Source organism: Paenibacillus sp. N3.4, assembly GCF_008017805.1.
In the GTDB taxonomy this organism is placed as follows: Bacteria; Bacillota; Bacilli; order Paenibacillales; family NBRC-103111; genus Paenibacillus_E.
Map to the genome: position 1 here is coordinate 1 of NZ_VRTT01000171.1, position 3,069 is coordinate 3,069.

Below are 3,069 nucleotides of genomic sequence, written 5' to 3' on the forward strand. Positions count from 1 at the left end.
TCTGTCTATAACACAGATGGAACGCAAACCGATAAAGCGACAATAAGCACAGCAGGACTGCTGATCGCTGCAAAGGATGGACAAGTGAAAGTGGTTGCAACAGCGGTCGATGGTTCCAACGTTAAAGGCGAAGCGACCATCAGCATCAGCGGCCAAAATGTGATCATTACAGTTCCGGTAACAAGCATCGCTGTAACCGGAGCAAACGGAGCAAACGCGATTACAAGCAAGGGTGGAACACTGCTAATGTCTGCAGACGTGCTGCCTGCCAATGCCATTAACAAAACGGTTACCTGGTCTGTCTATAACACAGATGGAACGCAAAGCGATAAAGCGACGATCAGTACTGCAGGACTGCTGACTGCTGTGAAAGATGGAGAAGTGAAAGTCGTTGCGACAGCGGTTGACGGTTCTAACGTTACAGGCGAAGCGACCATCAAGATCAGCGGCCAAAACCAGGATCAGACAACGACACCAGATACACCATCTTCATCAACACCGACAGGGACAACACAACCAAAGAATCAACAACAGCAGCCTATTACCAGTGCGGATTTGAAGAATGTACTTGATGGCAAGGCAACAGTAAGTTTGAGCAAAGGTAAGACTGAGGCCATGCTTCCAGTCAATGTAGCACAAACCATCACTACTCCTGTGGAAGTAAAGTCTGAAGGGGTATCTCTGGTTATCCCATCGGCTGTTATTAAACAGCTTACTAGCAATCTGCAGGGCAATGCAGACAATGCTCAGATTATCGTACGAATCAAAACGGATTCGAACGACAAAGCAAGCTTAGTAGGCGCAAACTACAAGATTAATAATCAAATCTACAATTTTGACTTGCTACTTGTAGACAAGGATGGTAAGGAATCAAAATTAAACGCATTCTCGGAACCTATCCAATTGGTATTTCCTTACGACGGAAACCGTACGGATGCAGAGCTGGCTGGCGTATATGTGTTCGACGACAAGGCTCAAACATGGGAGTATATCGGTGGAAAAATGGATACTGGCCTGAAGACGATATCGGCGTCCGCACCGCATTTCAGTAAGTATGCCGTGTTGGAATATAACAAAACGTTTACGGATGTCCCTTCCACTCATTGGGCGTATCGTACGCTAAAGGTCATGGCAGCGAAACATATCGTTAACGGCGTATCGGCAACGGAATTTAATCCTGTAGGCTTGACGACGCGTGCCGAATTCGTCACGATGCTTGTGAAGACACTTGGATTGAAAGCTGGAAAAGCCATTACACGCTTTAATGATGTTCAAGCATCAGATTGGTATGCGTCCTCGGTAGCAGCTGCATATGAAGCAGGGCTAATCTCAGGCATATCGGAGTCTAAATTTGCACCGGGCGATCAAATTACCAGAGAACAAATGGCGATACTGATCGTACGGGCTTATGAATACGCCAAAGGCGCTAATTCGCCGACAATCGACCATCTTGCCTTGCTGAAAGATCATGATCAAGTATCATCATGGGCAGCAGCGGGAGTGAATAAGGCGATCGAAATCGGTTTAATGAAAGGGCAGTCTACAGACGTATTCGCACCACAATCTTATGCAGTCAGAGCAGAAACAGCACAAGCGATCCTAAACATGTTAACCCAGATAGAAAAGTAAATTCATGATACTTTTCCCATAACATGCTCTGGAGTCGCACGGAAAAGTTCCTTCAGTAATGAAGGAACTTTTCTATTCTTTTAATCCATCTATAGGAGTGAGTAAGCGTGACGTTCAAGAAAGCAATAATAACTTTTCTAGCTATGATACTGCTGATGTCTATTCCGGTATTCCCCATTTACGCTTCTGATATCGATGATCATTGGGCAAACGCACAATTGAAGAAATGGATAGGAAACGGGATTATTAACGGCTATGATGATGGCACTGTGAGGCCTGACAATCCGATAGACCGCGCAGAATTTGTGACCATCGTCAACCGTATATTTGAATTTAAGAGAGAGACAGACGGTGGATTTACGGACGTTGCAAGTACGAACTGGTTCTCCGGCGACATCGCCAAAGCATATAGAGCAGGATATATTAGCGGATATCCGGACCAAACCTTTCGCCCGAAAGATGAAGTTACTAGAGAAGACGCTGCTGTGATACTAAGCCGGGCTTTCAAGCTAACGGGCGCTTCAAGCAATAATCGGGCTTCATTTAGCGATTCAGACCAAATTCAAGGCTACGCAAAGGCGGCTATTGAAACTCTTGTTGAAAACGGATACATGAAAGGATATACGGATCATTCTTTCAAACCCAGACGGGCCATTACTCGCGCAGAGGCTGTAACGATCATTAATCAAATAGTCAGCGAGTTTTATCATGCTGCAGGAACATACCCCCCTCAGCGAATCAACGGTAATGCGGTAATTAACAATCCGAACGTTACATTAAAAGACACGCATATTGAAGGTAATTTGTATTTAGCTGAAGGAATCGGCAGCGGAGATGCAACGTTGGATGCAGTTACCGTAAAGGGGGTCACATTCATTAATGGGGGTGGCACGAATAGCATTCATCTTCATGGTTCCACTCTAGAGAAGGTTATCATTAACAACCGTGATCATCAGGTTCGGGTCGTTGTCAGTGGTACAGTGAATGAACTGACAGTAGATTCGATGGCTAAGCTGGAAGTCCAAGAAAGTGCGTCAATCGGTAGTTTGACGATAAGCGAAACTGCTGCCAATACAATGATTTCAGGTAATGGTAGCATACATAATGTTAAAATCGGTGCAGATATTACAATCAATGACTCTAAAGTGAAGACAGGAACCACAGTTAAGATGAGCAACGGCAAAGTAGTCGTTGGGAACGAACAGCAAGTTAACGGAGGAGGCCCGGCTTCTGGCTCGAGTACAGGCAATAGCAACGGAAGCGGTACGAATCCTGGAGATAACGGGAGTGGTACAACTCCTGGTAATGGCGGAAGCGGCACGAATCCTGGGGATAACGGAAGCGGCACGAACCCTGGAGATAACGGAGGCGGTACGAATCCTGGAGATAACGGAAGCGGTACAAATCCTGGAGATAACGGAGGCGGTACGAATCCTGGAG

Annotated in this window: 2 protein-coding genes; both read left to right on the forward strand. The window is 45.9% G+C overall.

Features of this window, described 5'->3' with window-relative positions; translation table 11 throughout:
• A partial coding sequence (locus FU659_RS34685; RefSeq protein ID WP_187274624.1) for an S-layer homology domain-containing protein occupies positions 1-1,629 on the forward strand: 1,629 nt, incomplete at its 5' end.
• 107 nt (positions 1,630-1,736) lie between these two features.
• Positions 1,737-3,069: S-layer homology domain-containing protein (locus tag FU659_RS34690; RefSeq protein WP_187274625.1), on the forward strand; the 1,333-nt coding region annotated here is incomplete at its 3' end.